General features: G+C 63.3%; 25 protein-coding genes and 1 tRNA gene. 21 read left to right on the top strand and 5 right to left on the bottom strand.

Annotated features, from left to right (window positions below; all coding sequences use genetic code 11):
* The first annotated feature begins 7 nt into the window (after positions 1 to 7).
* The gene (locus AB4136_RS23505) at positions 8 to 586 is read left to right on the top strand and encodes a DUF1003 domain-containing protein (RefSeq protein ID WP_024922200.1); all 579 of its coding nucleotides are present in this window, start codon (positions 8 to 10) and stop codon (positions 584 to 586) included.
* Positions 583 to 1188, top strand: a complete 606-nt coding sequence (locus AB4136_RS23500) for a DedA family protein (protein WP_024922199.1) — start codon at positions 583 to 585, stop codon at positions 1186 to 1188. Before AB4136_RS23505 ends, AB4136_RS23500 begins: the two co-directional genes overlap by 4 nt.
* On the opposite strand, the gene AB4136_RS23495 is transcribed toward AB4136_RS23500, so the two are convergent.
* Positions 1185 to 1544, bottom strand: a complete 360-nt coding sequence (locus AB4136_RS23495; protein ID WP_024922198.1) for a diacylglycerol kinase — start codon at positions 1542 to 1544, stop codon at positions 1185 to 1187. The two genes, AB4136_RS23500 and AB4136_RS23495, sit on opposite strands and share 4 nt — an antisense overlap.
* A gap of 373 nt (positions 1545 to 1917) precedes the next feature.
* Between AB4136_RS23495 and AB4136_RS23490 the strand changes: the two genes are divergently transcribed.
* The 3 genes from AB4136_RS23490 (at position 1918) to AB4136_RS23480 (ending at position 4226) form a co-directional block, all read left to right on the top strand.
* Positions 1918 to 2988, top strand: coding sequence for a GGDEF domain-containing protein (locus AB4136_RS23490; protein WP_024922197.1), 1071 nt, complete (start codon positions 1918 to 1920; stop codon positions 2986 to 2988).
* 124 nt (positions 2989 to 3112) lie between these two features.
* Entirely contained in the window at positions 3113 to 3493 is a 381-nt protein-coding gene (locus AB4136_RS23485) for an MbcA/ParS/Xre antitoxin family protein (protein WP_024922196.1), read from the top strand.
* A complete protein-coding gene (locus AB4136_RS23480; protein ID WP_036254732.1) occupies positions 3453 to 4226 on the top strand; it encodes an RES family NAD+ phosphorylase in 774 nt (257 codons plus the stop codon). Before AB4136_RS23485 ends, AB4136_RS23480 begins: the two co-directional genes overlap by 41 nt.
* Here AB4136_RS23480 and AB4136_RS23475 read toward each other — a convergent pair.
* Positions 4197 to 5099 carry a LysR substrate-binding domain-containing protein gene (locus AB4136_RS23475; protein WP_137900744.1) on the bottom strand — a complete coding sequence of 301 codons (903 nt, stop codon included), beginning with the start codon at positions 5097 to 5099 and terminating at the stop codon, positions 4197 to 4199. The genes AB4136_RS23480 and AB4136_RS23475 overlap by 30 nt on opposite strands.
* Positions 5100 to 5207: 108 nt before the next feature.
* Between AB4136_RS23475 and AB4136_RS23470 the strand changes: the two genes are divergently transcribed.
* Positions 5208 to 5504, top strand: coding sequence for a hypothetical protein (locus tag AB4136_RS23470; RefSeq protein ID WP_024922193.1), 297 nt, complete (start codon positions 5208 to 5210; stop codon positions 5502 to 5504).
* A 63-nt stretch (positions 5505 to 5567) separates the two neighbouring features.
* On the opposite strand, the gene AB4136_RS23465 is transcribed toward AB4136_RS23470, so the two are convergent.
* Positions 5568 to 6941 carry a class II 3-deoxy-7-phosphoheptulonate synthase gene (locus tag AB4136_RS23465; RefSeq protein ID WP_024922192.1) on the bottom strand — a complete coding sequence of 458 codons (1374 nt, stop codon included), beginning with the start codon at positions 6939 to 6941 and terminating at the stop codon, positions 5568 to 5570.
* Between the two features lie 518 nt (positions 6942 to 7459).
* Here AB4136_RS23465 and AB4136_RS23460 point away from each other — a divergent pair.
* The 14 genes from AB4136_RS23460 (at position 7460) to AB4136_RS23395 (ending at position 22544) form a co-directional block, all read left to right on the top strand.
* Positions 7460 to 9370, top strand: a complete 1911-nt coding sequence (locus tag AB4136_RS23460) for an ABC transporter ATP-binding protein/permease (RefSeq protein WP_024922191.1) — start codon at positions 7460 to 7462, stop codon at positions 9368 to 9370.
* 209 nt (positions 9371 to 9579) lie between these two features.
* The gene (locus AB4136_RS23455; RefSeq protein WP_051504837.1) at positions 9580 to 10482 is read left to right on the top strand and encodes an alpha/beta hydrolase family protein; all 903 of its coding nucleotides are present in this window, start codon (positions 9580 to 9582) and stop codon (positions 10480 to 10482) included.
* A 138-nt stretch (positions 10483 to 10620) separates the two neighbouring features.
* A complete protein-coding gene (gene rpiA, locus AB4136_RS23450; RefSeq protein WP_024922189.1) occupies positions 10621 to 11319 on the top strand; it encodes a ribose-5-phosphate isomerase RpiA in 699 nt (232 codons plus the stop codon).
* Positions 11320 to 11339: 20 nt separating this feature from the next.
* Positions 11340 to 11963: a DUF2059 domain-containing protein gene (locus tag AB4136_RS23445; RefSeq protein WP_024922188.1), complete on the top strand. Its 624-nt coding sequence runs from the start codon at positions 11340 to 11342 to the stop codon at positions 11961 to 11963.
* Between the two features lie 114 nt (positions 11964 to 12077).
* Complete coding sequence (gor, locus tag AB4136_RS23440) at positions 12078 to 13469, top strand: glutathione-disulfide reductase (protein WP_024922187.1); 1392 nt, start codon at positions 12078 to 12080, stop codon at positions 13467 to 13469.
* 169 nt (positions 13470 to 13638) lie between these two features.
* Positions 13639 to 14775, top strand: a complete 1137-nt coding sequence (locus AB4136_RS23435) for a transporter substrate-binding protein (RefSeq protein WP_137900745.1) — start codon at positions 13639 to 13641, stop codon at positions 14773 to 14775.
* The gene (locus AB4136_RS23430) at positions 14772 to 15377 is read left to right on the top strand and encodes an ANTAR domain-containing response regulator (protein ID WP_024922185.1); all 606 of its coding nucleotides are present in this window, start codon (positions 14772 to 14774) and stop codon (positions 15375 to 15377) included. The genes AB4136_RS23435 and AB4136_RS23430 overlap by 4 nt, the downstream gene beginning before the upstream one ends.
* Complete coding sequence (locus tag AB4136_RS23425) at positions 15355 to 16263, top strand: ABC transporter permease (protein WP_137900746.1); 909 nt, start codon at positions 15355 to 15357, stop codon at positions 16261 to 16263. Before AB4136_RS23430 ends, AB4136_RS23425 begins: the two co-directional genes overlap by 23 nt.
* Entirely contained in the window at positions 16260 to 17180 is a 921-nt protein-coding gene (locus tag AB4136_RS23420) for an ABC transporter permease (RefSeq protein WP_137900747.1), read from the top strand. Before AB4136_RS23425 ends, AB4136_RS23420 begins: the two co-directional genes overlap by 4 nt.
* A gap of 37 nt (positions 17181 to 17217) precedes the next feature.
* On the top strand, positions 17218 to 18861 hold the full coding sequence (locus AB4136_RS23415; RefSeq protein WP_137900748.1) for an ABC transporter substrate-binding protein: 1644 nt from the start codon (positions 17218 to 17220) through the stop codon (positions 18859 to 18861).
* A complete protein-coding gene (locus AB4136_RS23410) occupies positions 18851 to 19795 on the top strand; it encodes an acetamidase/formamidase family protein (RefSeq protein WP_137900749.1) in 945 nt (314 codons plus the stop codon). Before AB4136_RS23415 ends, AB4136_RS23410 begins: the two co-directional genes overlap by 11 nt.
* Entirely contained in the window at positions 19792 to 21600 is a 1809-nt protein-coding gene (locus tag AB4136_RS23405) for an ABC transporter ATP-binding protein (protein WP_137900750.1), read from the top strand. The genes AB4136_RS23410 and AB4136_RS23405 overlap by 4 nt, the downstream gene beginning before the upstream one ends.
* 77 nt (positions 21601 to 21677) lie before the next feature.
* A complete protein-coding gene (locus AB4136_RS23400) occupies positions 21678 to 22358 on the top strand; it encodes a phosphoglycolate phosphatase (RefSeq protein ID WP_137900751.1) in 681 nt (226 codons plus the stop codon).
* Positions 22359 to 22469: 111 nt separating this feature from the next.
* Positions 22470 to 22544: transfer RNA gene (locus tag AB4136_RS23395), tRNA-Val, on the top strand.
* 126 nt (positions 22545 to 22670) lie between these two features.
* Here AB4136_RS23395 and AB4136_RS23390 read toward each other — a convergent pair.
* A complete protein-coding gene (locus AB4136_RS23390) occupies positions 22671 to 23063 on the bottom strand; it encodes a thermonuclease family protein (RefSeq protein WP_441931581.1) in 393 nt (130 codons plus the stop codon).
* A 261-nt stretch (positions 23064 to 23324) separates the two neighbouring features.
* Positions 23325 to 23732 carry a hypothetical protein gene (locus AB4136_RS23385; protein WP_137900752.1) on the bottom strand — a complete coding sequence of 136 codons (408 nt, stop codon included), beginning with the start codon at positions 23730 to 23732 and terminating at the stop codon, positions 23325 to 23327.
* On the opposite strand from AB4136_RS23385, the gene AB4136_RS23380 reads away from it, so the two are divergent.
* Entirely contained in the window at positions 23711 to 25075 is a 1365-nt protein-coding gene (locus tag AB4136_RS23380) for a tyrosine-type recombinase/integrase (RefSeq protein WP_441931580.1), read from the top strand. The genes AB4136_RS23385 and AB4136_RS23380 overlap by 22 nt on opposite strands.
* Positions 25076 to 25125: the final 50 nt, after the last annotated feature.

Raw genomic sequence — 25125 nt, 5'->3', positions numbered from 1 at the left:
GGAACCCATGCAACACAAGACCATGGCGGAACTGGCCAGTCGCTGGCTGTCGCGCAACGCCGAAGCCTTGACCGAAGGCGAGAGACGCGTGCTGCAAAGCGCCATCGAACGCAAGACCGTAGCGCGCGATACCACCAGACCGCACAAGGAAGCGGCGCGTCTCGGCGACCGGGTCGCTGATGCTGTCGCGCGGATAGGCGGCTCCTGGAACTTCATCATCGGGTTCCTCGTCTTCCTCGCAGCGTGGACGGCGCTGAACTCCCTTCTTCTTTTGAGCGGCGCCTTCGACCCCTACCCCTATATTTTTCTCAATCTCATCCTGTCGATGCTGGCGGCCATACAGGCGCCGGTCATCATGATGTCGCAGAACCGGCAGGCCGAACGCGACAGGATCGACGCGGCGCACGATTACGAGGTCAATCTCAAGGCCGAGATCGAGATCATGGCGCTGCACGAGAAGCTGGACGAACTGCGCCACAGCCAGATCGTGGGCATGTGCGACGACATCGCCCGTATTTCCAGCCAGGTTCGGCGTCTCGACGAGACGCTTGCCCTCCACCTCAAGAACGACAAAACGCGCAAATGAGCGAGACCGTCCACAGGCTGATCGAGCAATATGGGCTGCTGGCGGTCTTTCTCGGCTGCCTGGCTGAGGGCGAGACCGCCGCCATCCTTGGCGGCTTCTTCGCTCACCAGCATGTGTTCGCGCTCTGGCAGACCTTTGTCGCCGTCTTCACCGGCGCCTTCCTCGGCGACACCGCCTTCTTCGTGCTGGGGCGTCACTTCGCGCAGACACGGCTGGTGCGGCGCTTTCGTCGCAAGCCCGGCTTCAGTCGCGCCTACCGGCTGGTCACCGACCACCCCAACATCTACGTGCTGTCGAACCGCTATATTTACGGCATGCGCGTTCTGGGCGGCATCGTTGCCGGCCTTTCCGGCATCGCACCAGCGCGCTTTGTCGTGTTGAACGCGATCTCGGCCGCCGTCTGGGCAGCTTTGTTTAGCGGTCTGGGTTATGTCTTCGGCGCCGGCGCCCAACAGATCATCGGCCGCGCCCTGCTCCATCACGAGCGGGTGCTGGTCGCACTCGCCATCGGCCTCGTGATCTTCGCCATTGCCTTTGCGGTGGCGCGAACCTTGATCCGACGCGAGCGGGTCAGGGAAAGCAGCGCTGCGAGCAGCGGCTAAACCGGAATGCCGTAGATGCGCTCGAAAATCGCGAACAGCCAGATGCCGCCCGCCAGCACGATCGAGATCAGTACGGCCAGCGAGCCGCAATCCTTGGCAAGCTGGATGTCGATGTTGAACTCGCGGCTGATGGCATCGCAGGTCGCCTCGATGCCAGTGTTCAGCACTTCGACCATGATCAGCATCAGCACGGCGCCGATCAGCAGCGCATAGCCGCTCCAGCTCGTCGCCACGAACCAGCCGAGCGGTATCGCCAGCACCAGCAGCATCAACTCCTGCTGGAAAGCCGCTTCGCTCGCGGCAAGTCGGCGAAACGCGCGTACCGAATTGTAGAAGGCGTCGATCAGCCGCTTCATGGACCCTTTTTCCTTTTCCGGCGGCCGGCGTCGCACTGTTTCGCCCGCTCGATGGAACGGCGCGCTTATCCGACATCCTTTTGTCATCCGCAACCGGCAAGGCGGTTGCCTTCTCCCAAGTTTTCGGCAAGAAGACGGCCAGATGCGAACAAAAAGCATTTGCCCGTACTTGCGGGAACGACACAGCTTCAAGTAGAAAAAGCCGCCGGAAACGCGGCAGGTTAAGAAAACTTTAGCGCTGACACATCTAAGGTTCGATCGCGAAATACGCGGGCGGGACGTTTTTCGCGCGGAATTGGCTTTGGAACGTTCTGCAACCGGCAGCTTAGGAGCTTCGCGCTCGAGCCGGATCGCTTGGGGGAATTGAGTTTAAATGCAGCCTGCTGCCGTGACGCCCGAAAGAAGCTCCGACATCGCAACGACGGTCGTTGCAACGATGCGGCAGCTGGGCGTTGTCGCCATGCCGCGCAATTACGAAATCTTCTATGAGGCGCTGACGGGCTCCAATCCTGAGCTCAGCCTCGCCGTGCTGGACCTCAGCAAACGGCCGACGCAGGAAGATCTCGACAAGATCGGCCGCAAGTTCTTCTCACAGAACCACAGTACCGGCATTGTCGATCATGTCCGTGGCGTGCTTGCGCGTGAATTGGAAGACATTGCCTCGCTCCTGCGCAGTGAGCGCACGCACATCGAAAAATACGGCAAGATTCTCGATGAGACGTCCGACGGGCTCGCCAATCGCGGCGTCATCTCCAAGGAATTGCTGGAAAAGATCGTAGGCGCCGTCTCGACAGCGACCGCCTCGACGATCGACCACGGCAAGCAGGTCGCCAGCACGCTCGGCGACAAGTCGGCCGAACTGGAAAGCGTGAAGTCGAAGCTCGAGGAATACAAGCGCCTCGCCGACACCGATCCGCTGACCCAGGTTTGGAACCGTCGCGCCTTCGACAACGAGATTGCGCGCATCTACAACAGCAACAAGGGCATCCTGTTCAACGCCCTGATCCTTGCCGACATCGATCGTTTCAAGGACATCAATGACCGCTACGGCCACCCGGTCGGCGACAAGATCCTCAAGGACATCGCCGATATCTTCCAGACCAGCGTTGCCGGCGGCATGTTCGTGGCCCGCACCGGCGGCGAGGAATTCGCCCTCATCGTCGAGGGCACCAGCGAGGAAACAACCTTCGATATCGCCGAGCGCATCCGCGTCCTGATCGAGCAGACGCCTTTCGTCAGCAGCCAGAATGGCGCCAGCTACGGCACCGTGACGGTTTCGATGGGCATCTGCATGGCTTCCGAGGCGATCGGACCGGAGGAACTCTATTCAAAGGCCGACCGCGCGCTCTACCGCTCCAAGGTGGATGGCCGCAACCGCGTCACCCGGCATTCGGTGATGGCCGGCCGCGCCAGCAAGAACTGGCTGATCTACAAGAAAGACTGACGCCACCCACCCCTGGGTCTGGCGCGATGCGGGCCATCCGCAAGGCCAGTTGTCGATTCTTGCCGGCCCCACCTCTTTCCTGATGAACTTTCTTGCACTATATTTGCTGCAGAAAGGATCAATCATGTCGACCAGGATCGCCATAACGCCGAGAACCGAAGAAAACGCCGTCATCACCAAGGCGACGTTGCGTGCCGCCGAGCGGCTCGATGTCACCGCGCGCGCGCTGTCCTCGATCATCGGCGTCTCCGAGGCCACGGTCTCGCGCATGCGCAAGAACGACTTCCTGCTCGACAAGGGTTCCAAGCCGTTCGAACTGGCCGTGCTGTTCGTTCGCCTGTTCCGCTCGCTGGACGCCATTACCGGGGGCGACGAGACGGTGGCGCGGTCCTGGTTGCGCAACACCAACACCGCGCTTGGCGGCAAGCCGCTGGAAAAAATGCTCACCATTGCCGGGCTTGTCGATGTCATCGCCTATCTGGACGCCCGCCGCGCTCTCGTCTGAGGCAGTCAGCCTCAAAGGCCAGTGCTGGCGCATGGTCGAGGCGCAGCACCACGTCTCGACCCTGAAACTCGTCGACACACTGGACGAGCAGGCGCTGCTGGAAGAGTTGATCGAGGATACCAAGCCGCATATCCCGCTGGAATGCCGGCACCTGCACTACCTGCTCGCCACACCATTCCGCTACGGCTCGGTCTACCCCTACGGGTCGCGCTTCCGCCGCGCCGGCAGGACGCTGGGCGTCTATTATGCCGCCGAGACCATCGCCACGGCGGTGGCGGAAATGTCGTTCTACCGGCTGCTGTTCTTCGCCGAATCGCTCGACACGCCATGGCCGCGCGACGCCGCCGAATACACGGCCTTCTCCATAAGCTACGCCACTGGCAAGGCCATCGACCTCACCCGCCCGCCGCTCGACCGGGACGAAGCCGCCTGGACCCACCCGACCGACTACGCGCCTTGCCAAGCACTGGCCGAGGCCGCGCGGGAGGCCGGCGCCGAGGCGATCCGCTACCGGTCGGTGCGTGATCCGGAAGGCGTCAATGTCGCGCTGCTTGGCTGCCGCGTCTTCACACGATCGCAGCCGCAGGAATGGCAGACCTGGCGCGTGCGCATCGGCGCGTCCGGCGTGCAGGCGCTCTGCGAATTCCCGCCGCGCCGCATCGGTTTCGACCGGGCGGCCTTTTCAGGCGACCCCCGGCTCGGTTCACTGATTTGGGATCGCGGCAAAGGCTGATCGCGTCGCTTCCGCCTCGGCGATGACCCAATCGCGGAACAGCCGGATCTTGCGCGACCGGTGACGCGATTTCGGATAGACGAGGCTGTAGCTGCGGTCGTCGCGTCCGACATACTGGAAAGGCCGTATCAGGCGGCCGCTTTTCATTTCATCGGCGAAGAATATTGGCATCACCATGGCGACGCCTTGTCCCTGCAAGGTCAGGGCGACATCGATGGTCTGGACGCCAACCACCAGATCCATGCGATTGTCGTCGCCGGTCTGTACGCCGGCTCCCGCAAGCCAGGACGCCCACCAGCTCTGTGCGCCGAACCGGCGTATTTTCAGCAGATCGACAGGGTTCACGATTGAATGCCGTTCCCGGAAGTCGGCGGTGCAGACCGGCGCATATTCCATCGGAAACAACGCGAAAACCTCATGCTCGGGCAGCACATTGTCGCTGCCCCGGATCATGATGTCGATGTCTTCCCTGGCGAAGTCGACGAGGTCGTTCGAGGTATGCACCTTGATCCTGATCTCGGGATTGGCGGCCTGGAAAGAGGACAGCCGAGGAACAAGCCAGGTGGATGCGACTGTCGGCAGAACCGATATGATCAGATGAAGATCAGGCTTCTCAACCACTTCGACGAAAGCCGAGCCAAGCAGGTCGAGAGCCTCGGTAACCTTCGGCGACAGCTTGCGGCCGGCCGCCGTCAATGTGACCTGTCTGGGCTCACGCACGAACAGCGGAACGCCGATACGCTCTTCCAGCAGCTTTATCTGATAGCTGACCGCCGCCTGCGTCATGCCGAGTTCCTCGGCCGCGCGCGTGAAACTCTGATGCCTGGCGGCAGCCTCAAAGGCCCGAATGGCGGCAATAGGCGGCAGCTTCATGCCGATACATAAGCATTCTTTATCGCAGATAGCGATATTTCGCTTTGTCAGACCAGCCCGCGCTCACCATCTTGCCCTCGTAGGATTTACCCAATCTCGAGGCCTGGCATGAAAGCGCTGTTGAGGACTTTGCTCGCGTGGTTCGGGCTTTCGCGGCGCCGCAATGCGCTCGGCATCCGCCAGATCGATCGTTCGGGAGCGTTCCACGGGATGAGCGCCGCGCAGTTGCGCGACATCGGCCTGTGGCGAGACGACGAGCATTCTTATCTCAGGCTGCGCGAGCCGCCCGCCCTCGACGTCCTGTTCCCGCGATCCGGCGGAACCCCGCCTGGCGGCGGCTCCAACTCGCGCTCGGGTCCGACGCGGCCGCGCATCAGCGTGAACGAAGACGTGTCTGCCGGTTGACCGCACAAAAAAGGCGCCGATCCAGCCGGCGCCTTTTTCTCGTCTCCAATCAACCCTGCTTGCCTACTCGGCGGCCTGCGTATGCGGCTGGCGGACATGGCTCTTCTTGAGCAGTTCCGAGACCAGGAAGGCCAGTTCGACCGACTGATCGGCGTTGAGGCGCGGATCGCAATGGGTGTGGTAGCGGTCCTGCAGGTCTTCCGCCGTAATGGCGCGGGCACCGCCCGTGCATTCGGTGACATTCTTGCCGGTCATCTCGATGTGGATGCCACCAGCATGGGTGCCTTCGGCCTGGTGCACGTCGAAGAAGGTCTGCACTTCCTTCAGAATGCGCTCGAACGGCCGCGTCTTGTAGCCGGCGGCGGTGATGGTGTTGCCGTGCATCGGGTCGCATGACCAGACGACGCTGCGGCCTTCGCTCTTCACCGCGCGCACCAGCTTCGGCAGATGCTCGGCCGCCTTGTCGGAGCCGAAACGCGCGATCAGCGTCAGCCGGCCCGGCTCGTTTTCCGGGTTGAGCAGGTCGATCAATTCGAGCAGCCCTTCCGGCGTCAGCGACGGGCCGCATTTCAGGCCAAGCGGGTTCTTGATGCCGCGGCAATATTCGATATGGGCGTGATCGGGCTGGCGCGTGCGATCGCCGATCCAGATCATGTGGCCGGAGGTGGCATACCAGTCGCCCGAGGTGGAATCGACGCGGGTCAACGCTTCCTCGTAGCCGAGCAGCAGGGCTTCATGGCTGGTGTAGAAGTCTGTTTCGCGCAGCGCGAAGTTGCTTTCCGAGGTGATGCCTACGGCGCGCATGAAATCCATCGTCTCGGTGATGCGATTGGCCAGCGCTTCGTATTTCTCGGCCTGCGGGCTGTCGGCGACGAAGCCGAGCATCCAGCGATGCACGTTCTCGAGGCTCGCATAGCCGCCCTGCGCGAAAGCGCGCAAAAGGTTCAGGGTCGCTGCCGACTGACGATAGGCCATTTCCTGGCGGGCGGGGTCCGGCACGCGCGACTTCTCGTCGAACTCGATGCCGTTGATGATGTCGCCGCGATAGCTCGGCCAGGTCACGTCGCCCTTGGTTTCGTTGTCGGACGAGCGCGGCTTGGCGAATTGGCCGGCAACGCGGCCGATCTTTACCACCGGCTGCGAGCCGGCGAAGGTCAACACCACGGCCATCTGCAGGAACACGCGGAAGAAGTCGCGGATGTTGTCGGCGCCGTGCTCGGCGAAGCTTTCGGCGCAGTCGCCGCCCTGCAAAAGGAAGGCCTCGCCATTGGCGACGGCGGCCAGCTGCTTCTTCAGCTTGCGCGCTTCACCCGCGAAGACGAGCGGCGGAAAGGTAGCAAGGCGGGCTTCGGTCTCCTTCAGCGCGGCAAGGTCCGGATACGCCGGCACCTGCTGGATCGGCTTGCTTCTCCAGGAATTCGGGGACCATTTCGTCATTGTCTTACCCAACACGCTTTCATGCGGGGAACGGATCGCCCGCGCCTTGCCCCATATAGGGATGCGGCTCCATACAGGAAGCCGGTTTTCTATTCTAGACCATTTCCCGCCTTGATTGGAACGTTCTTGCCGAGCCGGCCGAGGACCACGCTAGCGGCCCCAAACACCGGCCGCGGCGATGGTGAGAGCAAACCAGAGCCGGCTTCAATTCGCCCTGCCCGAAATTTCCGACCGGTGGACCCGGACAAGATTGATCGCCGACCCAATTCGCAGCCGGGACAATGCCTTACCAATGGGCAACTGTGGCACATGCGCCACGCAAGTGAAACCAATCACAGACCGCAGGTGATAAACGGGAGATAATTTTAACGAAAAATGATCAATTGCTGTTACGCTCTGTAACAGAACTGAAGAGGTTTGGGCGGGAAGTGATTCGGGTCGATAGACCGAGCCATTCAATGCTGAGACGGCGGCGCCGCGGTGCGGATACGTCGCCAACCCGGACGCCGGTCTCCTCCATGCGCGGATTCTGGGGCCTTATGCGAGCCTACTGGTTCTCCAACCGGTGGCGGGAAGCCTGGGCACTGGCCGCGGTCATCGCGCTTTTAACGGCTCTTTCCAGCAAGGCGGGTGTGTGGTTTGCCGAAGCGTCCGGCGAACTGGTCAATTCGATTGCCTTCTTCCACGATGCCGCGAACACAAGCCCCCTCACCACGCTCCTGACCAATGCCGGCTGGCTGGTCCTGCTTGTCGTGATCAAGGACGCCGTCATCACCGGCGCCCGCACGCTGGTTTCAGCGACATTGCACCGCAAATGGCGCGGCTGGCTGAACAGCCGCTTCAACGAAGCGCTGCTCGACCCCAATCATACGCATTTCCATGCCCAGCACAGCTCGGATGCCGGCGCACCGGACAATATCGACCAGCGCGTGCAGGAATCGATCAAGGACATGACCGGCGGCGCCATCGGCCTCGCCATGGGCGTGCTGGCGGTTGCCACCTCCCTGTTCTTCGTCGGCCAGAAGCTGATCGCCGACTCCACCGAAGTCGCCGGGCTCGAATTCCTCGGCGACTATGGCAGCGCGGTTCTGGCGCTGGTCGTCGTCGCCGCCTATGTGCCGGCCAACACCTGGATCGCCATGAAGCTCGGCGGCATGCTCGAGCGCCTGTCGGTCAGGATGCAGCAGGCAGAAGGCAGCTATCGCGGCGAATTGACGACGCTGCTGCGCCGTTCCTTCCATGTCGCTGCCTCGCGCGGCGAGAACGTGCAGAAAGCCATGCACGACCGGCTCTACAGCGACATCGACCAGACATGGTCGCGCCTCAACCGCGTCAATGCCGGCTATTCGTCCTTCGAACTGGTCTACAATTTCGTCGGCGCGCGCATCATCGCCTATACGCCGGGTCTGGTGCCGTTCATCCACAACCGGATCGACCTCAAGGGCTACATCACCGGCGCCGAACTGGTGAATTCGCTGATCAGCCAATGTTCCTGGTTCATCCACGTCATGCCGGCCATCGCCACGCTGCGCGCCAACAGCCGCCGTGTCATCGAACTGGCCGAGGCGATCGAGAATGTGCGGCAGCCGGCTGAATTCTACCGCCAGACCGGCCAGTCCGACTTCCGCTACACGCAGCAGAACCCGGTGTTCGGCCTGACCATCCAGCATCTGGAACTGATGCAGAAAGGCGCCGATGCCGCGCCGTTCCTGACCACCGAACGCCTGCGCTTCCGGCGCGGTGAATGGACCTTCCTCAAGGGCGAATCCGGCAGCGGCAAGACCTCGCTGATCAAGGCGATCAACGGGCTCTGGGCCTATGGCCGCGGCACCGTCGTTTTCCCCGAGGGCGTGAAAACCTTCTACGCAGCCCAGGAAGTCAAGCTGCCGCCGGTGTCGTTGAAGGAACTCGTCTGCCTGCCCGACACGCCCGACGATCATTCCGACACCAAGGCCGCAGCCGCCCTGCATCACGCGGGCCTGGGTGAATTCATCGAGCATCTGGCCGAAGGCAGCCGCGAAGGCCATAGCTGGGATCAGATCCTGTCCGGCGGGCAAAAGCAGAAACTGATCGTCGCCCGCATCCTGTTGCAGCAGCCAGGCCTGCTGTTCCTCGACGAGGCGACCGCCGCGCTCGACCCCGATGGCAAGACCGCATTCCATCAGGCGATCAAGGACAATTGTCCCGACGCCATCGTCATCAGCGTCATGCACGAGGCGATCGCGCCGCGCTCGGCGACCGGCTCAGAGTTTTATCACAGCGTGCTGACGATCGCCGACGGCATCGCCACCAAGAAGCCGCTGGTGCCGACACTGCCGGCCGAACTCACCACAATCCTGGCAAACCCGCCCGTGCGGTCCATCGCCAAGACACCACCGCAGGAAGATGGCTGGCTGCGCATCACGCGCATGCGGCTGAGGCAGAAATAACGCCATCCGCCGATCCGTCAGTTCCCGGCTTAATACAAACCCGGAACGACACGCCGCTGAACGTCAAGCGCCTTTGCAAATCCGGCCTAACCGCGCGCCATCTTGACTTTGACGTTCACGTCAATGGTAGCGTGCCGCTTTCAGCATGGAAGGCGAGACCGATGGCCTCTTCCCTGGCGCAGCCCTCCCACCCTGCCGCGGCTCAGTCTCTGGACAACCGCCAAGACGCGGACGTCAGACGGCGCGACGTCGCTTTCGTCGCCGACGACGGCTTTCCACTCACCGGCACTCTTTTTGAAGGTGACGGCGACAAGCCGCTGGTGCTGATCTCCTCGGCCACCGCCGTACCACGCGGCTTTTATTCCGCTTTCGCAGCGGCAGCGGTCAAAGCCGGCGCACGCGCCGCCTTGATCTACGACTATCGCGGAACCGGCGATTCCGCCCGTCCGAAAAACTGGTCGAAGCGCATCGGCATGGCCGACTGGCCGTTGCTGGACATGCCGGCGGCGGCCAGAACGCTCGACGCCGTCGCGCCCGGCCACACCATGGTCGGCGTCGGTCAATCCTACGGTGGCCAGGCGCTAGGCCTCGGCGGCATTTCCGCTCGCTTCACGCGCTACGGCATGGTTGCGGTGATGTCGGGTTACCATCGTGGCCTCGACGACCGCTGGGCCGGTCCGCGCATGTTCCTGGTCGGCGTGCCCCTCTCCTATCTGTTTCGCGACATGCCGAAATGGATGCGGCTCGGCGAACCGATCCCGGCGACCGTCTTTCGCGACTGGGCGCGCTGGTGTGCGATGCCGGACTATTTCTTCGACGACCCCGGCCTGCCCGAGACCGCGCGTTTCGCCGAGGTGCGCACGCCGATCCTGTCGCTGCGCATGACCGACGATCCGTGGGGGACGGAGCGGGCCGTTGTCTCGTTCATGCGTCATTTCAGTGGCGCGCCGATCGAGCGGCGCTGGATATCGCCAGGCGATGCCGGCGGTGCCGTTGGCCATCTCGGCTTCTTCCGCTCGCGCTTCGCGCAGACATTGTGGCCGCCCTTTCTCGGCTGGCTGCTCGACGGCACCACCTTCACCGCCGGAAGCCCGCCACCGGTAAGCGGCTAGCGCCTTTCGCGCCCTGTATCCAGCCGTTGCGGGAATGGAATGTGGGACAAGGTCGGGTATGGCCGCCATGCCCTTTGAACTGACGGACAAAAGTGCTAGGAGCCCGGCAACGAAGGCGCGGAGCGACGAATTCCGACCATGGATGCCAGGCAGTTGAAGATCGAAGCCGCGCGTGCCGCGCTCGCCCATGTCACGGACGGCATGCGGCTGGGCATTGGCACCGGCTCGACCGCGGAAGAATTCGTGCGATTGCTGGCCGAGAAGGTTGCGACCGGCATGACCGTCATCGGCGTGCCGACCTCCGAACGAACCGCGGCGCTGTGCAGCGAGCTTGGCGTGCCGCTGACGACGCTGGACGAAACGCCGGAACTCGACCTCACCATCGATGGCGCCGACGAGATCGACCCGGAGCTGACCCTGATCAAGGGCGGCGGCGGCGCGCTGCTGCGCGAGAAGATCGTTGCGGCGGCCTCGGCGCGCATGATCGTCATCGCCGACCGCTCCAAGCTGGTCGAAACGCTTGGCGCCTTTCCGCTGCCCATCGAAGTCAATCGTTTCGGCCGGCGCGCCACCGAAATCGCCGTCGCGGCCGCGGCTGCTGAACTCGGCCTTTCGGGGCCGATTACATTGAGGATGACGGGAGGCCAGCCTTTTGTTACAGACGGCGGTCATTTCATTCTCGATGCATCTTTTGGCCGCATTCCGAATACAAGAGCGCTATCCAATGCCCTTCACGCCATTCCCGGCGTGGTTGAGCACGGTCTTTTCATCGGGCTGGCGTCAGTGGCGGTGGTTGCGGGTGCCAATGGCATCGAAACCGTCCACGCACCCCGATAAACAAGGGAGTCTTACCGATCATGATGTTGCATAAACGGGTCCGCCGCCTTTCCGTCATGCTGGCGGCCACGGCCATCGTCGCTTTTTCCGCGCCGTCCTTCGCGCAGGAAGTTTCCGAATCGCACATGAAGGCAGCCCGCGCCGCGGTCGCCGCCATCCACGCGACCGACCCGTTCGACAACATCCTGCCGCAGGCGGCAGCCGCGCTGCAGGCGCAGCTCATCCAGAAGAACCCCGACCTGCAGGAACTGATCACCAACACGGTGAACGCCAAGGCACTGGCGCTGGCCTCGCGCCGCGCCGACCTCGAGAAGGAAGCCGCGATCGCCTACGCCAAGGTGTTTTCCGAACAGGACCTGAACAGCATCGCCACCTTCTACCAGTCGGAGAGCGGCAAGAAGCTGCTCGACAGCGGCCCGATCGTCACGCGCGAACTGATGAAGGCCGCCGACATCTGGCAGAACGGCGTCGCCCGTGACCTCGCCATGCAGGTTGGCGAAGCGCTTCAGGCGGCCGCTGGTGCCAAGGCGCCGGCGCCTGCTCCGGCCGACAACAATGCCGCCGCCCCGGCTGACGGCGCCGCACCCGCCGATGGTGCTGCTCCGGCCGATGGCGCGGCACCCGCGGATGGCAGCGCCAACTGATCGCGCCGTCTTCGACAATCGATTGGATCAAGAGCCCGGCGACAGCCGGGCTTTTCTTTTGGCGATTCGACGCCTACCTCTGAGACCGCTTTCTGTAACGGACCGGAACCAGCCATGAGCGCTTACGACTACGACCTCTTCGTCATCGGCGGCGGTTCCGGCGGGGTGCGCGCGGCCCGCGTCGCGGCGGCCCTCGGCAAGAAGGTCGGCATCGCCGAGGAATACCGTTTCGGCGGCACCTGCGTCATCCGCGGCTGCGTTCCCAAGAAGCTGTTCGTCTACGCCTCGCAGTTTCCCGAACATTTCGAGGACGCGGCTGGCTATGGCTGGACCGTGCCGCAGGCAAGCTTCGACTGGCCGACCCTGATCGCCAACAAGGATCGCGAGATCGCCAGGCTCGAAGGTCTCTACCGCAAGAATGTGCAGGGCGCCGGCGGCGAAACCCTGCAGACGCGTGCCACGCTGATCGACCGCCACACGATCCGGCTTGAGGCGGAGAACCGCACCGTCACCGCCGACCAGATCCTGATCGCCACCGGCGGCCGCCCGACCGAGCACCGCGCACTGCCCGGCCACGAACATTGCATCACCTCCAACGAGGCCTTTCACCTGGCGGAACTGCCGAAGGCGATCGCCATCGGCGGCGGCGGCTACATCGCCGTCGAATTCGCCAACATCTTCCACGGCCTTGGCGTCGAGACGACGCTGATCTATCGCGGCGCCGAGATCCTCAGCCGCTTCGACATGGATCTGCGGCGCGCCCTGCACGAAACCATGGAGGCGAAGGGTATCCGCATTCTCACCCACGCGGTTTCCGAAGGAGTGGAACGGCGACCAGACGGCCGGCTCGACGTGCGCGTGACCGGCGGCGAAGTACTGACCGTCGACCAGTTCATGCTCGCGATCGGCCGCCAGCCCAACACCGAAAATCTCGGCCTGGAGGCGGCGGGCGTGAAAACGGCGAAGAACGGCGCCATCGTCGTCGACCGCTATTCGCGCACCAATGTCGACAACATCTGGGCGGTTGGCGATGTCACCGACCGCGTCCAGCTGACACCCGTCGCCATCCACGAAGCCATGTGTTTCGTCGAGACCGCCTTCAAGAACAACCCGACCGCGCCCGACCACGAGACGATTGCCACCGCCGTGTTCTCGCAGCCCGAGATCGGCACGGTCGGCCTGTCCGAGGATGAGGCAGCCAAGCGGTTTGCCGAACTGGAGATTTACCGCGCCTCGTTCCGGCCGATGCGCCACACGCTTTCCGGGCGTCAGGAGAAGATGCTGATGAAGCTGGTGGTGGACGCTGCGAGCCGCAAGGTGCTCGGCGCCCATATCCTCGGCCCCGACGCCGGCGAGATGGCGCAGCTTCTCGGCATCCCGATCAAGGCCGGGCTGACCAAGGACGATTTCGACCGCACCATGGCCGTACATCCGACGGCGGCCGAGGAGCTGGTCACGATGTACAAGCCGACCTATCGCGTCAAAGACTGCGTGAGGCTCGATTAGCCTTCCGAAAGCCGTTCCATTGGGATTGCGCGCTTTCGCGCTTGACTGCCGGCCGGCACAGGATAGTTTAGGGACAAAATACCGGCCTCGTTAGCCGGACGGCAAGCGTGCCTCGTATGCCCCGCCCGATCGCGGTGGCTGCGGGGCATTTTCGTTTTGGGGGGAAGCATTGGCGAAGCGCCGCGTCGAGATCGGCATTCTTTATTCCCGTTCCGGGAATTACCGTCTCGTTTCCGAAGCCTGCCATCGCGGCGCGATGCAGGCGGTTGCGGCGATCAATGCCGATCCGTCCTCTCCGATCGAATTCATCGCCATCGAACGCGACCCGCAAGGCAATGCCGACCGCTATGCGACACTGGCCGAAGACATCCTGCGCAACAGCGACGCCCGCCACATCATCGGCGGCGTCACCTCCTGGAGCCGCAAGGAGATCATTCCGGCTCTGGAAAAAGCCGACGGCATACTCTGGTATGCCTGCCCCTATGAAGGGTTCGAGGCCAACGAGCATGTCGTCTACATGCATGCCTGCCCGAACCAGCATCTGGTGCCGCTGCTCGGCCATGTCGTGCCGCTGTTCGGCGCCAACGGCTTCCTGACCGGCTCCAACTACATCTGGGGCTGGGAGACCAACCGGGTCGCGCGTGACCTGATCGCCGATGCCGGCGGTCGCGTTCTGGGCGAACGCTATTTGCCGCTCGGCGAGACAGATGTGGCGCGGCTTATCGAGGAAATCCGCGCGACACGGCCGAATTTCATCCTCAACAATCTGATCGGCCCTTCCTCCTACGCCTTCTTCCAGGCCTATGCGGAACTGTCGCGGCAGGATGACTATTTCACGCCGCAGCACTGCCCGATCATCTCCTGCAACCTGACCGAATGCGAACTGCCGGCAATCGGCGCCGCCGGCAACGGCCATCTCTCCGCCGGCCCCTATTTCCACGACGCCTCGGTCAAGGAGCCGTGGCTGATGTCGCAGGGACATGATGCTGTAACACGGCCCTCGTCGTTCCAGGCTTCGGCCTATGCCTCGGTCAAGGTTCTTGCCGCCATTCTGGCGTCCGAGAACGGCAACGGCGGGAGCGACCTGGCCGCCGCCTTCACGCGCCGCAGCTTCGAAACGCCGTTCGGCGCGATCAGCATCGACCCGCAGACCCAGCATGCCACCCTGCCCGTCGAGATCGGCCGCATCGCCGGCGACGGTTTTGAAAAAGTCAGCATCACCACGGCAGTCGCGCCCGATCCTTACCTGTCGCGTTACGACCGCGCCAAGGTCTTCGGTGGCCGCAAGCTGAAGGTGGTGTCATGAAACGCGCCGCCCGCATTCCCATTCTCGGCGGTGCTAAGGCTTTCGTGTTGCATCGGCCGCACGCGAACCTCACCGCCATCATGCGCCAGCTTTCCGCTATCGGCCTGGCCGCCACCGATTGCTGGCCGGAACTGCCGCCGGAGGCGCTCGGCGCCGACTTCGTCTTCTTCGACGTCGACCTTGGTTTCGACGAACAGTTTCCATGGGCGCCCGGCGAAGCACCGATGCCGATCATCGCGCTGATCGGCTCCGAAGCGCCGGGCCGTATCGAATGGGCATTGTCGCACAATGCCGACGCCCAGCTTCTGAAGCCCGTCGGCAATTCGGGCGTCTATTCGGCGCTGTTGATCGCGCGCCAGAGTTTCGCCGCGCGGCGCCAGCTCGCCGACGAGATCGCCACGTTGCAGGCCCGCGTCGCCGAGCGCCAGACCATCGTGCGCGCCGTAGCCGCACTGACCAGCCAGGGCATCGACGACGAGCGTGCCTATGCGCAGCTGCGTTCGCTCGCCATGAGCTGGCAGGTGACCCTCGAAGAAGCCGCCCGGCGCGTAGTCGCCATGACCGAACAGGAGGGCGGCGTTGACCAGTCCCATCGCGCCTGACGCGCCACTCGCAGCGCCAGTAATCGCAAAACGCCGCGCCGGCGTGCTCGGCCGGCTGTTGAGGCGGCCGCTCGCCGTCATCGGCCTCATCATCATCGCCCTCACCGTCGCCGGTGCTGTCTTCGCGCCGTGGCTGACCGCCTATAATCCCAACGAACAGCTGTTCGACGGCCTGACGCTGGAAGGCTCGCCATTGCCGCCGAATGGCGCCTTCTGGCTGGGCACGGACTTGCTCGGCCGCGACCTGTTGACCCGTATCCTCTACGGCGCACGCACCTCGCTCATAATCGGCGTCGTCGCCAATGGCGCGGCCTTGATCATCGGGACGCTTGTCGGGGTGACCGCCGGCTATTTCCGCGGCTGGATCGGCGGCGCGCTGATGCGTTTCACCGATCTGATGATGGCGTTCCCGGCGCTGCTGCTTGCGATTTGCCTGGCCGCCGTTTTCCAGCCCAGCCTGTGGATCGTCGCCATGGTGATCGCGCTGGTAAACTGGGTGCAGACGGCGCGTGTCGTCTTCACTGAAACCAGCTCGCTGGCCGAGCGCGAATTCATCGACGCCGAGCGCACCATCGGCGCCAGCACGCCGCGCATTCTGTTCCGCCACATCCTGCCGCATCTTCTGCCCACCATCATCGTCTGGGGCACACTCGGCATCTCGACCACCGTGCTTCTGGAAGCCACGCTGTCTTATCTCGGCATCGGCGTGCAGCCGCCGACGGCGTCGTGGGGCAACATCATCTTCGAGAACCAGACCTACTTCCAGGCCGCACCCTGGCTGGTGTTCTTCCCGGGTGCCGCGATCCTGGCGCTGGCGCTCGCTTTCAACCTGGTCGGCGACGCACTGCGCGACATTCTCGACCCCACCCAAAGGGGGCGGGCATGATCGCCTATCTCACCCGCCGCCTGATGCAGGCCGTCCTCATCCTGCTCGGCGTTTCCATCATCACCTTCGCCCTGCTCTACCTGTTGCCGGCCGATCCCGTGCGGCAGATCGCCGGGCGCAGCGCCACGCCGCAGACGGTGGAGAGCATCCGCCAGCAGCTCGGGCTCGACCAACCATTCGTCGTGCAATACTGGCGCTATCTCACCAATCTCCTCTCCGGCGATCTCGGCCGCTCCTATATCCAGCGCTCGGAGGTCACCGAACTGATCGTCGCGCGGCTGCCGGCCAGCCTGCTTTTGATGGTCGGCGCCATCCTGTGCGAAGTGGCGCTCGGACTGAGTATGGGCCTGATCGCAGCAGTGAAGCGCGGCAGCGCCACCGACCAGACGCTGATGGTCGGCTCCTTCATCGGCGTATCGGCGCCGCAGTTCGTGGTCGGCCTGTTGCTGCTTTATGTCTTCGCCGTCCAGCTCGGCTGGTTCCCGATCGGCGGTTACGGCACCTGGCGGCATATGGTGCTGCCATCGCTGACGCTCGGCATACTCGGCGCTGGCTGGTATTCGCGCATGATGCGCTCGTCGATGATCGACGTGCTGCGCCAGGATTATATCCGCACCGCCCGCGCCAAGGGCCTGGCCCGTGGCGCCATCCTGTTCCGTCATGCGCTGCCCAACGCCATCCTGCCGGTCGTCGCCATGATCGGCATCGACATCGGCCTGTTCATGAGCGGCATCGTCGTGGTCGAGAGCGTGTTCGGCTGGCCTGGCATCGGCCAGCTCGCCTGGCAGGCGATCCAGCGCGTCGACATCCCGATCATCATGGGTGTGACGCTGGTTTCGGCCTGCGCCATCGTGCTCGGCAACCTGCTTGCCGACATCGTCGCCCCATTCATCGATCCGCGCATCAAGCTGCGCTGACCCTAGCAACCCACAACCAAGAAGAAGGGAACCTCACATGAGAAAATACCTGGCCTCAACCGTAGCAGCATCGGCACTGGCGCTGATGCTCGGCCTCGCGCCCGCCACGGCCGAAGAGAAGCTCGATCCGAACGCCAAGCAAGGCGGTGCCATCACCATCACCTACAAGGACGATGTCGCGACGCTCGACCCGGCCATCGGCTATGACTGGCAGAACTGGTCGATGATCAAGAGCCTGTTCGACGGGTTGATGGACTACGAGCCCGGCACCACCAAACTGCGGCCGGAGCTCGCCGAGAGCTACGAGATCTCGCCGGACGGCACCACCTTCACCTTCAAGCTGCGCAAGGGCGTGAAATTCCACAATGGCCGCGAAATGACGGCCGACGACGTGAAATATTCGCTCGACCGCGTCACCAATCCAAAAACCCAGAGCCCGGGCGCCGGCTTCTTCGCCTCGATCAAGGGTTATGAGGATGTCGCCGCCGGCAAGGCGACCGGCCTGGCGGGTGTTACCGTCGTCGATCCTTCGACCGTCAAGATCGAGCTGTCGCGGCCCGATGCCACCTTCCTGCATGTGATGGCGATCAATTTCAGCCATGTCGTGCCGAAGGAAGAGGTGGAGAAATACGGCGCCGATTTCGGCAAGCATCCCGTCGGCACCGGCGCCTACAAGCTCGCCGAATGGACGCTCGGCCAGCGCCTCGTCTTCGAGCGCAACCCCGACTACTGGCACAAGGGCCTGCCCTACCTCGACAAGATCACCTTCGAAATTGGCCAAGAGCCGATCGTGGCGCTGCTACGCCTGCAGAAGGGCGAGGTCGACGTGCCCGGCGACGGCATCCCGCCGGCCAAGTTCCAGGAAGTGATGGCCGATCCCGCCCAGAAGGCACGCGTCGTCGAAGGCGGCCAGCTGCAGACCGGCTACGTCACCATGAACACCACCATGGCTCCCTTCGACAATGTGAAGGTGCGCCAGGCCGTCAACATGGCCATCAACAAGGAACGCGTCGTCAAGATCATCAACAACCGCGCGGTGCCGGCCAACCAGCCATTGCCGCCGTCGATGCCGGGCTACGACAAGAGTTTCGCCGGTTATAAATACGATGTCGCCAAGGCCAAGGCGCTGCTCGCCGAAGCCGGCCACCCGGACGGTTTCGAAACGCAGCTCTTCGTTATGAACACCGACCCGAACCCGCGCATCGCCCAGGCGATCCAGCAGGATCTGGCCGCCATCGGCATCAAGGCCTCGATCCAGTCGCTGGCGCAGGCCAATGTCATCGCCGCAGGCGGCGACAAGGCCGGCGCGCCGATGATCTGGTCGGGCGGCATGGCGTGGATCGCCGACTTCCCCGATCCGTCGAACTTCTACGGCCCGATCCTCGGCTGCGGCGGCGCCGTCGCCGGCGGCTGGAACTGGGCCTGGTATTGCAACAAGGACCTCGATGCCAAGGCGGCGAAAGCCGATTCGATCGTCGATCCGGCCAAGGCCGACGAGCGCTACAAGCTGTGGGGCGAAATCTACTCCAAGGTCATGGAAGACGCTCCCTGGGCGCCGGTCTTCAACGAGCAGCGTTTCACCATGCGCTCCCCGCGCATGGGCGGCGACGACAAGCTCTATGTCGACCCGGTCCATATCCCGATCAACTACGACTATGTGTATGTAAACGATGTGCAATAACTGCAACTACACCATCCACGGGCGCCATCATCACTTCGGCTGGGACAATTCTTTTGTCCCGGCCGAGCGGGTGAAGCCGGGCTCGACCATCGAGTTCAACTGCCTGGATTCGTCCGGCGGCCAGTTGCAGCCCGACAGCACGGTCTCCGACATCGCCAAGCTCGACTTCGGCAAGATCAACCCGGTGACCGGGCCGATCTATGTCGACGGTGCCGAGCCTGGCGATGCGCTGAAGATCACCATCGAGCAGTTCAAACCGTCCGGCTTCGGCTGGACGGCGAACATTCCAGGTTTTGGCCTGCTCGCCGATGACTTCAAGGAACCGGCGCTCGCCATCTGGAAATATGATCCGACGTCGCTGGAACCGGCGTTGTTCGGCAAGAACGGTCGGGTGCCGCTCAAGCCGTTCGCTGGAACGATCGGCAACGCCCCGGCGGAGAAGGGCCTACATTCGGTGGTGCCGCCGCGCCGCGTCGGCGGCAATCTCGACATCCGAGATCTTGCTGCCGGCACCACGCTCTACCTCCCGGTGGAAGTGGCGGGCGCGCTGTTCTCAGTCGGCGATACCCACGCCGCCCAGGGCGACGGCGAGGTCTGTGGCACGGCGATCGAAAGCCCGATGGATGTCGTGCTCACGCTCGATCTGGTCAAGGACGCGCGGCTGAAGACGCCGCGCTTCACCACGCCTGGCCCGGTGACGCGCCATCTCGATGCCAAGGGCTATGAGGTGACGACCGGCATCGGCCCGGACCTGATGACCGGCGCCAAGGAAGCTGTCGCCCAGATGGTCGACCTGCTTGCCGCGCGCTACCAGATGGACCCGGTCGACGCCTATATGCTTGTTTCGGTCTGCGGTGACCTCAGGATCAGCGAGATCGTCGACATGCCGAACTGGGTGGTGTCGTTCTACTTCCCGCGCTGCGTGTTCGAATGACCGCAGCTGCCGGCACAAAGCCAGGCGCGGCCCCGGCCGCGCCTCAGCCGGACGCAGGCGGACCGGTGCTAACCGTTGCCGGCCTGACCGTCTCGGTGCGCGGTGACGATGGCGAGCGGGCCGTCGTTTCCGATCTCTCCTTCTCGCTCGCTCGCGGCGAGACGCTGTGCATCGCCGGCGAATCCGGCTCCGGCAAGTCGATGACCTCGCTTGCCGTGATGGGGCTGTTGCCGCAGCCGCAGGCGCGTGTCTCGGCCGGCGCGATCCGCCTCGGCGACCTTGAGCTCACCACCTTGAGCGAAAGGCGCATGCAGGCCATCCGCGGCAACCGCGTCGCCATGATCTTCCAGGAGCCGATGACCTCGCTCAACCCGGTCCTGTCGATCGGGCGCCAGCTGATCGAGGCGATCGAGGCGCATACCGATCTGAGCGGCAGCGAAGCCCGCGCCAGCGCCATCGAGGCGCTGAAGGCGGTACGCATCCCCGAGGCCGAGAGCCGGCTGAAGCAGTTCCCGCACGAGCTGTCCGGCGGCATGCGCCAGCGTGTGATGATCGCCATGGCGCTGGCCCTGAAACCCGATGTGCTGATCGCCGACGAACCGACCACCGCGCTCGACGTCACGGTTCAGGGCGAGGTGCTGGAGCTGCTGCGCGACCTGCAGCGCGAGCAAGGCACCGCCGTCATCCTCATCACCCACGACATGGGCGTCGTCGCCGAAATGGCCAACCGCGTCATCATCATGCGCAACGGCCGCATGGTCGAGCAAGGCAGCGTCGCCGATATCTTCGAGCGGCCCCAAGTCGACTATACGCGTGAACTGCTCGCCGCCGTGCCGAAGATGGGCACCGGGCGCGCCAATGCGGCCGCCAAGCCGGCTGAACCGGCGAAACCTGCCGCCATCGCCGAAGTGCGCGACCTGCATGTGCGCTTCGACCTGCATGGCGGCTTCTTCGGGCGCGTCACCCGCCGCGTCCATGCGGTGGAAGGCGTCTCCTTCTCGATCGCGCCGAACGAGACCCTGTCGCTGGTCGGCGAATCCGGTTGCGGCAAGTCCACCACCGCCAAGGCGCTGGCCGGCCTCCTGCCCTATAGCGGCGACATCGCCGTCGGCGAACGCAATCTCGCCGGCCTCGGCCGCGACGAACGCAAGGCGGTGCGCCGCGACATCCAGATGATCTTCCAGGATCCCTACGCTTCGCTCGACCCGCGTATGCGCGTCGGCGAACTGGTGGCGGAACCGCTGCTCATCCATAACATCGGCACGCCGAAAGAGCGCACGGACCGCGTCGCCGCCCTGTTCGAGCGCGTCGGCCTGTCCGCCGACCAGATGGAGCGTTATCCGCACGAATTTTCGGGCGGCCAGCGCCAGCGCATCTGCATCGCGCGCGCCTTGGCGCTGCGGCCGAAGCTGATCATCGCCGACGAAAGCGTCTCGGCGCTCGACGTTTCGGTGCAGGCGCGTGTGCTGCAATTGCTGAAGGAACTGCAGAACGAGTTCGGCGTCGCCTATCTGTTCATTTCCCACGACATGGCGGTTGTCGAAAACATCTCCGATCGCGTGGCGGTGATGTATCTCGGCCAGATCGTCGAGATGGGCACGCGCGACCAGATTTTCGCCAATCCGCGCCATCCTTACACGAGGCGGCTGATCGAGGCGGTTCCGGTGCCCGATCCGGCGCGCCGTCGTCCCCGTTTCGCCAGGCTGCACAGCGAGATCGCCAGTCCGGTGCGCCGGGTCGGCGATCCGCCGGCGAAACTCGACCTGCGGGATATCGGCGACGGCCATCTGGTCGCAGCCCACTAACATGGACGAAGCCTCGCGGCTTGCCTCGAACCGGCCGAACGGTTAGGCCGGTGGCGCAAACAGCCACGGAACGGATCATGAAGCGCCCTATCATCGTGTTCGACCTCGACGGCACGCTCGTCGACACCGCTCCGGACCTGCTCGACAGCCTGAACCACAGCCTGGTGGCGGGCGCGATGGCGAGCGTCGACTATGCCGGCTTCAAGCGATTCGTCGGCCAGGGAGGGCGCGTCATGATCGAGCGGGCCTATGCCGCGCAGCAGAAGGCGCTGAAATCCGAAGAGCTCGACCGCCTGCTCGGGCTGTTCATGACCCACTACACCGGAAACATCCCCGGCAAGTCCCTGCCCTATCCCGGCGTCGTCGAGGCTATCGACCGGCTGGAGGGCGCAGGTTACGCGCTTGCCGTCTGCACCAACAAATACGAGGCGAATTCGCTGGCGCTGATCGAAGCACTCGGCCTCAAGCAGCATTTTTCGGCGATCGCCGGCCAGGACACCTTCGCCTTCCGCAAGCCCGACCCGCGCCATCTGCTCGAAACCATCGCCATGGCCGGCGGCGATCCCGAGCGCGCCGTCATGGTCGGCGATTCGCAGACCGACATCGACACCGCCAAGGCGGCGGGCATTCCCGTGGTGGCCGTCGACTTCGGCTATACCGACCGCCATGTCCGCGAATTCGAGCCATCGGCGATCATCTCGCACTTCGACGAACTGACGCTGGGCCTCGTCGAAAAACTGATCGCGGCGGCGCGCTGAAAAATCTTTTGCCGCATCATGCTTTCCTGCCGTGGAAGCATGGTTGGGACGGTTGACTTCCGACCACGGCCTCCCTTATATCGCGGCGCGCTTGGCCTTCGGGCACGGAGCGGGCGATTAGCTCAGCGGGAGAGCACACCCTTCACACGGGTGGGGTCGTAGGTTCAATCCCTACATCGCCCACCATTCCGCTCGCGCTTTTTCCCCATGGTTTTTCTTGGTTTTGCTGTAGCGCGCAACTTCGGTTGGCAGGATCGCGCAACTTCATTTGGCATCAATTCGGAATGTGTTGAAAGCGGAATGAAGGCCCGTTCACGGTGCAGGGCACCAATGTTCCTTGCGTCCTTGCCAACGGCGCGCCAGTCCAGCTGCTATCAAAGTCTCGCCGACACTTTTGTTGTCGATCTTCACGATCACCAACCGCCGCCCGTAGCGATCGAACCGGCCTGTAGGTTCGACGGCGAAGTCATTCGCCAGCAGACCCTTCAGCTTCGATGTTGCTTTTGCCGCCAGCCGCCTCTCGGCCTCGCAGGATGCATCCGTCTCGGGCGCATCGACATCGGCGATGCGGTACTTCTTGCCGCGCCACCAGAATGTATCACCGTCCACGACGCAATTGACCCGATGCCCTCCGGAACAAACGGGCATGGCTGCCGCTGGCGCTACGCTCGCCCATGCTATGACCAATACCCAAAGTGTCTTCACGCGGAGTTCCCGTTCGGTTCAATGCCCGGCCGACACTAGGGCAGCCAAGGCACTGTGTTGAGCTCAGGCGATCGCCGCCATCGCGACACCTCATGTCGAACCCACAGCATAGGCCAGAAGCATGGCGGTGACGACGATGGCGCCAACAATGCCGGCATAACCGCGCGCGATGAGCCGAACTCCAAAGATCGAGATTTCAAAGCGGTTCATTTTTGCCTCCTGTTGCTGGAGACATTGTCACCTGGCGGCACTGAGTGTGGATCAGACAGCTGACTCCTGCTGCCAATCAGGCCTTCGTTGGATCTGGGCGCTGAACCGCGCCAACCCATGGAAGGCCGAATACTCATCTTCTGCCCTGATTTCGGAGTAGTCCGGCGCCCAGGTGACGAATTCGTAGCCGTCAACCGTCGGCGGTTCGACGAAGGCAGACTGGATTTTCTTGAGCAGCTTCCTGGTGGATGCGTCGCCCGAACGATCCCAGAAATGCACGGTGGCCAGCAAACTGATGCTGCCGCTATCTTCGTCGGCCCCGGTGACACCGATCGAAGCATAGGGAAATTCCCTCGGCTCTTCACGCGGCCTCGCCTCTGCAATCGCAACCGGCATCATGTCCAACGCCCTCAACCGGGCCACCATCACCGCATGCAGTGCATCAGACGGGCTCGTCATATTGTCACCCTACAATGCCATTGTCCGACCACGATAGGCGCTGGGATGCGAACATGGCTGGAAAAACCGTCTTCGGCTTTGATCTATCGGACGTCGAACTGCGTCAATCGCTACGCGGGCGTTACGCACCCTATTGGCAGACTTTGGAGTATGGCCGCGCCGTCGGCTACCAAATATATCGCTCCGGCGTGACCCATTGGGTCGCCAAGATCAGGCTGAAGGACGCAAGCTATCAACAACACCGGCTTGCCTTCACCGAAGACAATCCGGACATTGGCGACCAAGGGCTTTCGTTCGAAGCCGCTTGTGAAGCTGCCCAGGAATGGTTCGCTGCGAACCCCTTCAAACACCTGGCTACCGACGCCAGGCCAATCGGCTCAATCGACTTTCTGAAAGCCTCTCCGATCGGCGATGTCTACACAGTAGGACGTGCCTTGGGCGATTACATCGAGTGGAAGCGCGTGGTTGCCGCGCGCTCGCATTTTGTCGCCCTTGTCACCCTGATCAACCTCCACTTCGTGCCGCGGCTGTTCTCTCTTCCCGCGAAAGACATGAATTCGGAACGACTGCGGTTCTTCATCAAGGACGTTCTCGAAACGCCGCCTAAAAGGGGAAACCAGCCACTCAAACCACGGCGACCGATCGAGGCCATGTCGGAGGAAGAACTCAGAAAACGCAGGAAGACGACCAACACGCTGATCGGAGTGCTGCGTATGGCGCTGCTGATGGCCTGGGAAAACAGCTATATAGAATCGGATCGTCCCTGGCGTTGCATACGCCGGCTGAACAATGTCGACCGACCGCGCATGCTGCATCTCAGCCGACCGGAGTGCTTCCGGCTGCTCGAACACTGCGCGCCGGATTTGCGAACCCTGGTTCTGGGCGCGCTCTACACCGGGTGCCGCATTAAGGAATTGCTCAACATGCAGGCGTCGCATTTCGGTCGCGACGGTCCGGGCGTCTATGTCACACCTGTCAAATGCTACCGCCCGCGTGTGGTGATGCTGCCCGACGAGGGGCTCGCCTTCTTCCAGAAGTTAGCGGCCGGCAAGAAACCCAACGACCTGCTATTCGTGCGAAAGGACGGCAGACAATGGTACACCAACCACCGTCCAGGCTTCAAACGCGCTGTCTTTGACGCTGAATTGCCGGAAGATTTCTGTTTCCATGGCTTGCGCCACACCTATGCTAGCCAACTTGTCCAGGACGGCACGCCGCTGATCGTCGTCGCCGAACAGCTCGGCCACGCCAACATCGATACGGTCAGCCGCACCTATGGCCATCTTGCACCAGACATCCGCAAAGCAGAGATCCGCGACAAGTTCGCTTCGCTGGTGCGGTGAGTTTGCACGATTTCCCGAAGCTAACCCGATGCAATAAAGCCTGTAGCTTC

Source organism: Mesorhizobium sp. 2RAF21 (genome assembly GCF_052115345.1).
Classification (GTDB): domain Bacteria; phylum Pseudomonadota; class Alphaproteobacteria; order Rhizobiales; family Rhizobiaceae; genus Mesorhizobium; species Mesorhizobium terrae.
The sequence above is the reverse complement of the archived record's forward strand: the minus strand, read 5'-3'. Positions and strand labels throughout refer to the sequence as shown.

What these genes read in the sequence shown, in the direction of transcription:
- AB4136_RS23475 (WP_137900744.1), bottom strand. Translation starts at nt 5,099, where the DNA reads ATGAAGCTGCCGCCTATTGCCGCCATTCGGGCCTTTGAGGCTGCCGCC.
- AB4136_RS23420 (WP_137900747.1), top strand. Translation starts at nt 16,260, where the DNA reads ATGATCGCCTATCTCACCCGCCGCCTGATGCAGGCCGTCCTCATCCTG.
- AB4136_RS23430 (WP_024922185.1), top strand. Translation starts at nt 14,772, where the DNA reads ATGAAACGCGCCGCCCGCATTCCCATTCTCGGCGGTGCTAAGGCTTTC.
- AB4136_RS23385 (WP_137900752.1), bottom strand. Translation starts at nt 23,732, where the DNA reads ATGACGAGCCCGTCTGATGCACTGCATGCGGTGATGGTGGCCCGGTTG.
- AB4136_RS23505 (WP_024922200.1), top strand. Translation starts at nt 8, where the DNA reads ATGCAACACAAGACCATGGCGGAACTGGCCAGTCGCTGGCTGTCGCGC.
- AB4136_RS23445 (WP_024922188.1), top strand. Translation starts at nt 11,340, where the DNA reads ATGATGTTGCATAAACGGGTCCGCCGCCTTTCCGTCATGCTGGCGGCC.
- AB4136_RS23400 (WP_137900751.1), top strand. Translation starts at nt 21,678, where the DNA reads ATGAAGCGCCCTATCATCGTGTTCGACCTCGACGGCACGCTCGTCGAC.
- AB4136_RS23495 (WP_024922198.1), bottom strand. Translation starts at nt 1,544, where the DNA reads ATGAAGCGGCTGATCGACGCCTTCTACAATTCGGTACGCGCGTTTCGC.
- AB4136_RS23480 (WP_036254732.1), top strand. Translation starts at nt 3,453, where the DNA reads ATGTCATCGCCTATCTGGACGCCCGCCGCGCTCTCGTCTGAGGCAGTC.
- gor (WP_024922187.1), top strand. Translation starts at nt 12,078, where the DNA reads ATGAGCGCTTACGACTACGACCTCTTCGTCATCGGCGGCGGTTCCGGC.
- AB4136_RS23460 (WP_024922191.1), top strand. Translation starts at nt 7,460, where the DNA reads ATGCGCGGATTCTGGGGCCTTATGCGAGCCTACTGGTTCTCCAACCGG.
- AB4136_RS23500 (WP_024922199.1), top strand. Translation starts at nt 583, where the DNA reads ATGAGCGAGACCGTCCACAGGCTGATCGAGCAATATGGGCTGCTGGCG.
- AB4136_RS23490 (WP_024922197.1), top strand. Translation starts at nt 1,918, where the DNA reads ATGCAGCCTGCTGCCGTGACGCCCGAAAGAAGCTCCGACATCGCAACG.
- AB4136_RS23470 (WP_024922193.1), top strand. Translation starts at nt 5,208, where the DNA reads ATGAAAGCGCTGTTGAGGACTTTGCTCGCGTGGTTCGGGCTTTCGCGG.
- AB4136_RS23410 (WP_137900749.1), top strand. Translation starts at nt 18,851, where the DNA reads ATGTGCAATAACTGCAACTACACCATCCACGGGCGCCATCATCACTTC.
- AB4136_RS23405 (WP_137900750.1), top strand. Translation starts at nt 19,792, where the DNA reads ATGACCGCAGCTGCCGGCACAAAGCCAGGCGCGGCCCCGGCCGCGCCT.
- AB4136_RS23485 (WP_024922196.1), top strand. Translation starts at nt 3,113, where the DNA reads ATGTCGACCAGGATCGCCATAACGCCGAGAACCGAAGAAAACGCCGTC.
- rpiA (WP_024922189.1), top strand. Translation starts at nt 10,621, where the DNA reads ATGGATGCCAGGCAGTTGAAGATCGAAGCCGCGCGTGCCGCGCTCGCC.
- AB4136_RS23415 (WP_137900748.1), top strand. Translation starts at nt 17,218, where the DNA reads ATGAGAAAATACCTGGCCTCAACCGTAGCAGCATCGGCACTGGCGCTG.
- AB4136_RS23465 (WP_024922192.1), bottom strand. Translation starts at nt 6,941, where the DNA reads ATGACGAAATGGTCCCCGAATTCCTGGAGAAGCAAGCCGATCCAGCAG.